The sequence below is a fragment of the Stenotrophomonas sp. S39 genome (assembly GCF_016624665.1).
Classification (GTDB): domain Bacteria; phylum Pseudomonadota; class Gammaproteobacteria; order Xanthomonadales; family Xanthomonadaceae; genus Stenotrophomonas.
This window is the reverse complement of record NZ_JACVTT010000142.1, coordinates 1-7,490: the sequence shown is the minus strand read 5'-3', so window position 1 is coordinate 7,490 and position 7,490 is coordinate 1. Positions and strand designations below refer to the sequence as shown.

Annotated in this window: 7 protein-coding genes; 1 reads left to right on the top strand and 6 read right to left on the bottom strand. The window is 68.6% G+C overall.

Features of this window, described 5'->3' with window-relative positions; translation table 11 throughout:
- Positions 1-85: 85 nt before the first annotated feature.
- From IAE41_RS21165 to yidD, 3 genes are read right to left on the bottom strand one after another with little or no spacing between them, the layout of a single operon-like run.
- On the bottom strand, positions 86-934 hold the full coding sequence (locus tag IAE41_RS21165; RefSeq protein WP_200734451.1) for a M23 family metallopeptidase: 849 nt from the start codon (positions 932-934) through the stop codon (positions 86-88).
- Complete coding sequence (locus IAE41_RS21160; RefSeq protein WP_079222527.1) at positions 934-2,280, bottom strand: dihydroorotase; 1,347 nt, start codon at positions 2,278-2,280, stop codon at positions 934-936. Before IAE41_RS21160 ends, IAE41_RS21165 begins: the two co-directional genes overlap by 1 nt.
- A 1-nt stretch (position 2,281) precedes the next feature.
- On the bottom strand, positions 2,282-2,536 hold the full coding sequence (gene yidD / locus IAE41_RS21155) for a membrane protein insertion efficiency factor YidD (RefSeq protein WP_200734450.1): 255 nt from the start codon (positions 2,534-2,536) through the stop codon (positions 2,282-2,284).
- Between the two features lie 270 nt (positions 2,537-2,806).
- Between yidD and dksA the strand changes: the two genes are divergently transcribed.
- Positions 2,807-4,048: an RNA polymerase-binding protein DksA gene (gene dksA / locus IAE41_RS21150; RefSeq protein WP_200734449.1), complete on the top strand. Its 1,242-nt coding sequence runs from the start codon at positions 2,807-2,809 to the stop codon at positions 4,046-4,048.
- 214 nt (positions 4,049-4,262) lie between these two features.
- Here the strand turns inward: dksA and IAE41_RS21145 are convergent, their stop codons facing one another.
- From IAE41_RS21145 to cysS, 3 genes are read right to left on the bottom strand one after another with little or no spacing between them, the layout of a single operon-like run.
- Positions 4,263-5,510: an MFS transporter gene (locus IAE41_RS21145; RefSeq protein ID WP_200734448.1), complete on the bottom strand. Its 1,248-nt coding sequence runs from the start codon at positions 5,508-5,510 to the stop codon at positions 4,263-4,265.
- Complete coding sequence (locus IAE41_RS21140; protein WP_079222523.1) at positions 5,507-5,959, bottom strand: SufE family protein; 453 nt, start codon at positions 5,957-5,959, stop codon at positions 5,507-5,509. The genes IAE41_RS21145 and IAE41_RS21140 overlap by 4 nt, the downstream gene beginning before the upstream one ends.
- Positions 5,960-6,014: 55 nt before the next feature.
- Positions 6,015-7,391, bottom strand: coding sequence for a cysteine--tRNA ligase (gene cysS / locus IAE41_RS21135; RefSeq protein WP_200734447.1), 1,377 nt, complete (start codon positions 7,389-7,391; stop codon positions 6,015-6,017).
- Positions 7,392-7,490 lie beyond the last annotated feature (99 nt).

The window sequence follows — 7,490 nt, the reverse complement described above, 5'->3', positions numbered from 1 at the left end:
CCTTCCCCCCCCCCCCCCCCCCCCCCCCCCCCCCCCCCCCGCGGGCGCCCCCCCCCCCCCCCCCCCCCGCCACGACAGGCACGTGTTATTTGCGCTCCAGCACCAGCAACGGATCGATGCGGGTGTCGAACCAGTTCATGCCCCAGTGCAGGTGTGGGCCGGTGGCACGGCCGGTGGCGCCGACAGCGGCGATCACCTGGCCCTGGGTCACCCGGTCGCCGACCTTCACGTCGATGCGCGACAGGTGCAGGAAGTTCGAGCTGACGCCGTAGCCATGGTCGATCAGCAGGGTGCCGCCGGTGAGGTACAGGTCCGGGCCGGCGAACGTCACCACGCCGGCGGCCGGTGCCTTCACCGGGGTGCCGGTGGGCACGGCGATGTCCATGCCCGAATGACCGGCGCCGGGTTGGCCGTTGTACACGCGCGCATTGCCGAAGCGACCGCTGATGCGGCCCTGCACCGGCCAGATGAAGGTCTGGGTGAAATCGGTACGGTCGTCATCGCGGGCGCGCGCGGCGGTCACCTGCGCCTGTTCGCGCTTGATCCGCTCGGCAATCGCCGGTGGCGGATTGACCGTCTTCGGCGGCACGCCGTTGACGCGCTCGGTCGGCCAGTCGCGCGCGGTCACGGTGATGGTGGCCGTCTCGCTGCCACCGTCGGGGCGCTGCACCTGTACCTGGAGCGGACCCTTCTCATCGCGACCGATGCCGAACACCACGCTGCCGTAGCTGCTCACCCGCAACTGCCGGCCGGCGTACTGCACGCGGCTGCCGGCGGGCACCTTGCCGATCACCAGCGCGCCCTGCGAAGCGCTGGCCGGGAACACCACGCGGCTGTCGATCAGGCTGCCGATGCCATCCTGCGCCTGCGCCTGGCGTGCGGTGAGCAGGGGCGCGGCCAGCAGCAGCGCCCCGATCATCAGTGCCGAACGCATCAGCGGTCGTAGGTCATGCGCTGGCCGGCGGGTTCGCCCACCAGCTTGCTGCCGTCCCACACCAGCTGGCCGTTGACCCAGGTGGAGGCCACGCGCGAACGGAAGGTGGTGCCTTCGAACGGCGACCAGCCGCACTTGGACAGCACGTCCTCGCGCTTGACGGTGAACGGCACGTCTTCCACCAGCACCAGGTCGGCGAAGTAGCCCTCGCGCAGGAAGCCGCGCTCTTCCACATCGAACAGCTGCGCCGGGGCGTGGGCGAACTTCTGCACCACCTGTTCGCGGGTCAGCTTGCCTTCGTGCACGCGCTCCAGCGCGGCCACCAGCGCGTACTGCACCAGCGGCAGGCCCGACGGTGCCTGCGCATAGGGCTTCTGCTTCTCTTCCCAGGTGTGCGGGGCGTGGTCGGTGGCCAGTACGTCCAGCACGTCATCGGCCAGCGCGGCGGTGATCGCCTCGCGGTCGGACACCTCCTTGATGGCCGGGTTGCACTTGATCAGGTTGCCCTTGGTCGCGTAATCCGGGCGGGCGAAGTGCAGGAAGTGCACGCAGGTTTCGGCGGTGATCTGCTTGCGGCTGCCGTCGGCGCGGATCAGCGGACCCTTCTCGAACAGCGCCAGCTCGTCGGCGGTGGAGATGTGCAGCACGTGCAGGCGGGTGCCGTGCTTGCGCGCCAGCGACATGGCCAGGCGGGTCGACTTGATGCAGGCCTCGCGCGAACGGATGTCCGGGTGCATGTCCGGGGTCAGCGCGTCGCCGTACTTTTCCTGGAAGGCCTTGAGGTTGGCATCGATCATCGGCGTGTCTTCGCAGTGCGTGATGATCGGGGTGGGGCATTCGCGGAAGATCGCATCCAGCGTTTCCGGGTTGTCCACCAGCATGTTGCCGGTGGAGGCGCCCATGAACACCTTCACGCCCGGTGCCTTCTTCGGGTCGAGCGCGCGGATCGCTTCCAGGTTGTCATTGCTGGCGCCGTGGTAGAAGCCGTAGTTGGCCCAGGCGCGGCCGCGTGCCAGCTCGTACTTGGCTTCCAGGATGGTTGAATCCAGGGTGGGCGGGTTGGTGTTGGGCATGTCCATGAAGCTGGTCAGGCCACCGGCCACGGCGGCCGCCGATTCGCTGGCGATGTCGCCCTTGTGGGTCAGGCCCGGCTCGCGGAAGTGCACCTGGTCATCGATCATGCCGGGCAGCAGCCAGCGCCCGGCTGCGTCCACCACCTGTTCTCCGTCGCGCGGCGCCAGGCCACTGCCGATCTGCGCGATGCGGCCGTTCTCGATGCGCAGGTCGCCGTCGAAGGTGCGGCCTTCGTTGACCATGCGGGCATTGGTGATGAGGGTGGAGGACATGTCAGTGTTTTCCTGTGCAACGGCAAGAGGGGGCGTTGGGCGATTCGGGCACCGGATCGAAGCCGCCGGGGTGGAACGGATGGCAGCGGCCGAGGCGGCGCGCGGCCAGCCAGCTGCCACGCAGTGGGCCATGCAGCGCGATGGCGTCCATTGCGTATTCAGAACAGCTGGGCACAAAACGGCAGCGCGGCCCCAGCAGGGGGCTGATGAAGCGCTTGTAGAAGCGCAGCAGGGCAATGAGCAGGCGCGAGATCACCCAGTCATCTTATGCCAGTTGGCATGAAGCCCGCATTTGTGCAGGATGGGCCGTTGGTCGCATGTCGCCCATGGCCTGCGACCGGTACCGGCACCGTGAGGTGCCGGCCAGGTTCCGTACCGCGCAAGGCGGCCCAGTTCGTCGGACCGTCGCTTTGGACCGCTGGCTCCAGGACTGAATGGAGCAGGCCCCCAAGGTTGCTGCTGCGGGTCGGGTAGGCTATAAAGGCCCGCTTTCCCGGGCCCCGGGGAATCCAAGGAAGAGCGTTTCGTGGCTGCTAAAAAAACTGCAAAGAAGGCCGTCGAGGCCGCCAAGAAAACCGCCAAGCCTGTTGTGAAGAAGTTGGCGGCCAAGCCTGTTGCCAAGAAGCCGGCCAGCAAGGCGGCCCCCAAGGCAGCATCCTCACAACCGGCGGCCAGGAAGGCCACCGCAACGAAAACGCCGGCCAAGGCCAGCAAGCCTGCGGCGAAGAAGGCCGCAGCGCCGGCCAAGACCAAGCCAGCGGCCGCCAGCAAGAAGGCGCCGGTGGTAAAGAAGGCTGCCAGCAAGGCTGCACCGGTCAAGAAGGCCGTGGCCAAGCCGGCACCGAAGAAGGCCGCCGCCAAGCCCGCACCGAAGCCGGTGGCAAAGAAGGCCGCGGCCAAGCCGGCAGCCAAGCCGGCGGTGAAGAAGGGTGCAACGGCTAAACCCGCCGCCACTCCTGCCGCTGTAAAGAAGGTAACCAAGAATGTCGCCAAGCCGGCTGCCAAGCCGGCCCCGGCCCCGGTAGTGAAAACCGCACCGAAGCCCGCCGCCAAGGCAGCTCCGGCCAAGTCTGTCCCGGCCAAGACCGCGGCAGTGGCAGCAGCCCAACCGGCCCCCAAGCCGGCCCCGGCCGCCACCCCTGCAGCATCGACGGCCCCGCAATCCAAGAATCCCGTGCCCGTTTCGAAATCGCCTGCCAAGACCGCTGTGAAAACTGCCGTGAAACCAGATCCCGCTCCGAAGACCGTGTCGCGCCCCGTGGGCAAGGTTGCCGTGGCTGTGACCGCCCGTTCGGCGGCGCCGGCCCCGCGCAGCAAGTACAAGGTCGTCGAATACAAGACCGACGAGGCCACCGGCCGCCCGATCCTGCCGACCGGCTACAAGCCCGGCTCGGACGAGGAGTACATGAGCCCGCTGCAGCAGGAATACTTCCGCCAGCGCCTGCAGAACTGGCGCGCCGACCTGGTGGAAGAGTCCAAGCAGACCATCGAGAACCTGCGTGAGGAAGTGCGTGACATCGGCGATGAAGCCGAGCGTGCGACCCGCGAGACCGAGAACTCGCTGGAACTGCGTACCCGTGACCGCTACCGCAAGCTGATCGGCAAGATCGACAGCACCCTGAAGCGCCTGGAAGCCGGCGACTACGGTTACTGCGTGGACACCGGTGAGGAAATCGGCCTGGAGCGCCTCGAAGCGCGCCTGACCGCCGAGCGCACCATCGACGCCCAGGAGCGTTGGGAGCACCTGCAGAAGCAGCAGGGCGACTGATTCCAGTTCGTTGTCTGGTCATGCGAAAAACCCGGCCTCGGCCGGGTTTTTTGTTGGGTGCCTGGATGGCTCCTGTAGAGCCGAGCCGATGCTCGGCTGCTTTTCAGCTCTTCATGGGCCAGCCGAGCGTGGGCTCGGCTCTACAAAGAAGCCAGCCGAGCGTGGGCTCGGCACTACAAAGAAGCCAGCCGAGCATGGGCTCGGCTCTACAGGTTCATTGCAGGTCGCGCAGGTTCAACTTCCGCAGCGTCGGGTTCTTCCACGCCGTGATGCCGGCCACGCTCAACACGGCAAACCCGCCCAGCACCACCGCCGGTACCAGGCCCAGCAGTTTCGCCATCGTGCCGGCGTAGAACGCGCCCAGCTCGTTGGACGAGCTGATGAAGATGCCGTTGATGGACGACACCCGCCCGCGCATTTCCTCCGGCGTGGCCAGCTGCAGGATGGTCGAGCGCACCACCACCGAGACGCCGTCGAAGGCGCCGTAGAACAGCAGGATCAGCGCCGACAGCCAGAAATGCTGGGACAGGCCGAAGCTGACCACGCACAGGCCGAAACCGGCCACAGCGAACAGCAGCACGCGGCCGGCATTCTTCTGCAGCGGGTGGCGGGCCAGCCACAGGCCCACCGCGATCGAACCCAGCGCCGGCGCCGCGCGCAGGATGCCCAGGCCCTCGGGGCCGTAGTGCAGGATTTCCTGCAGGAAGGCCGGCAGCATCGCCACCACGCCGCCCAGCAGCACCGAGAACATGTCTAGTGCCATCGCACCAACCATGATGCGGTTGCCGACCACGAAGCGGGCACCCTCGGCGATGCTCTTGAAGATCGGCGCGGCCGGGCCGTCGTGCACCGGCTCGCTCACCTTCAGCGTGGCCAGGCAGCCCATCGCCACTACCGCGAAGGCGGTGGCCACGCCATAGGACAGGCCCTTGCCGCCCCAGCCGACCAGGATGCCGCCCAGCGCCGGGCCGACCACCATGCCCGACTGGAACACCACGCTGCCCAGGCCGGCGCCGCGGGCGAACTGGCTGCGCTCGAGCACGCGGGCGAACAGCGCGTTGTAGATGGGCGACAGGAACGCGCGCACCATGCCGGTCAGCGCGATGGCGGCGTAGATCGGCCACACGCCCTGGAACGGCAGCCAGCCGGTGGCCACGCCGGTCAGCACCACGGCGGTGGCGACCAGGCCGGCGCAGGCGACCATGCCCAGCCGGCGGCGCGGCAGGTGGTCCACCAGGTAGCCGGCAAACGGCGCCACGCCGAAGAACGGCAGCACCTCGGCCAGGCCGACCAGGCCCAGCGAGAACGGATTGCGGGTGACTTCGTAGATGTGCCAGCCGACGGTGACGGCCACCACCTGGTAGGACAGCATCGCGAAGATGCGGTAGGCCAGCAGCTTGGCAAAGCCCGGCCGGCCCAGCAGGGCCAGCGCGCCTTCGTCCCCGGTGGCGGCGGCGGTCACGGCTGTTCGCGCTGCAGCTGGGCCTGCGCGGTCTCGCGGATGAAGGCCAGCATCGCCGCCACGCCGTTGCTGCGGGTGGGCGACAGGTGGCGGGCCAGGCCGATGTCCTGGATGTAGCTCGGTTCGGTGTCCAGGATCTCCTGCGCCGAACGCCCGGAATACACGCGCAGGGCCAGGAAGATCAGGCCGGAGACAATGGCCGAATCACTGATGGCGTGGAAGCGCAACGACTGCGCGTTGCCTTCGGGCACGATCCAGACCATCGACTGGCAGCCCAGCAGGCGGTGCTCTTCGGTTTTCCAGGCGTCGGCGAAGGCCGGCAGCTTGCGGCCCAGGTCGATCAGGTACTGGTAGCGCTCGGACCAGTCGCCGAAGAAGGCAAATTCCTCGGCGATGGCGGCCTGGGCCTCGGCGGCGGTGGGTTCAAGCGGGAACGGGGAGTCGGTCACAACGGTCTCTACAGTGGGGGCGTGGCCGGACGCGTCGGCCACGGGGCAGGGCGGGTCAGGCGCGCTTGCGCACCCAGCGCACGCCCTGCGGGGTGTCTTCCAGGACGATGCCTTCGGCGGCCAGCTGGTCGCGGATGGCGTCGGAGCGGGCGAAATCACGGGCCTGCTTGGCGGCGGCACGCTCGTCGATCAGGGCCTGGATGCGTGCATCGTCGTCGCCTTCGCTGGCGGCGGTGCCGAACCACTGCGCCGGGTCCGCCTGCAGCAGGCCCAGCGCCAGGCCGGCACCGAGCAGCTCGCCCTTCAGGCGCGTGCGCTCGGCAGGATCGGTCGCGCGGCGCGCCTCGCCGGCGATGCGGGCCACTTCGGCCAGCGCCTGCGGGGTGTTCAGATCGTCGTCCAGGGTCGCCTCGACGGCGGCCGGGATCGCCGCCGTGGCGGTCACATCGGCGAGGTCGCGCAGAGTGCCGTACAGGCGGTCCAGGGTGCGCGCGGACTGTTCGATCAGCGCATCAGACCAGTCCAGCGGCTGCCGGTAGTGGGCCGAGAGCAGGGCCAGGCGCAGCGCCTCGGGCGGATGCTGGCGCACCAGGTCATGCACGCGCTCGATGTTGCCCAGCGACTTGCTCATCTTGGCGCCGCCGAAGTTGAGCATGCCGTTGTGCATCCAGAACCGGGCGAAGATCCTGCCGCCATGGGCGCACTCGCTCTGCGCGATCTCGTTTTCGTGGTGCGGGAACTGCAGGTCCACGCCACCGGCATGGATGTCGATGGTCTCGCCCAGGTGGGCGGCGGCCATCGCCGAGCATTCGATGTGCCAGCCGGGGCGGCCACGGCCCCACGGCGATTCCCAGCCGGGCAGGTCGTCACTGGAGGGCTTCCACAGCACGAAATCGCCGGCATCGCGCTTGTACGGGGCCACCTCGACGCGGGCACCGGCCAGCATTTCCTCCGGATCACGGCGCGACAGCTTGCCGTAGCCGTCGAAGCTGGCCACCGCGAACAGCACGTGGCCCTCGGCGGCGTAGGCATGGCCGTTGGCGATGAGCTGCTCGATCATGGTGATGATCTGCGGCATGTGCGCGGTCACTTCCGGCTCGATGTCCGGCGGCACCACGCCCAGCGCGGCCATGTCTTCACGGTAGGCGGCGGCGAACCTGTCGGTGATGGTGCTGATCGGCACGCCCTGCTCGCGCGCGGCGTTGTTGATCTTGTCGTCCACGTCGGTGATGTTGCGCGCGTAGCGCAGGCCACCGAAACGCCGCCGCAGCAGGTCGGCCAGGACCCCGAACACCACCGGGCCGCGGGCATTGCCGATGTGCACGTAGTTGTAGACCGTCGGGCCGCACACATACAGGGTCGGACAGGCCGGGTCGATCGGGGTGAACGGTTCGAGCTGGCGAGTCAGGTTGTTGTGCAGGCGCAGGGTCATGGGGCTGTGGCTGGGGGACAAGCCTGTGATTTTAGAACGTGTCGGGCCCCAATGGGGGATGGCCGGCGGCGGCCGGGCGGGGGGCGCGGGGGCGGGGGG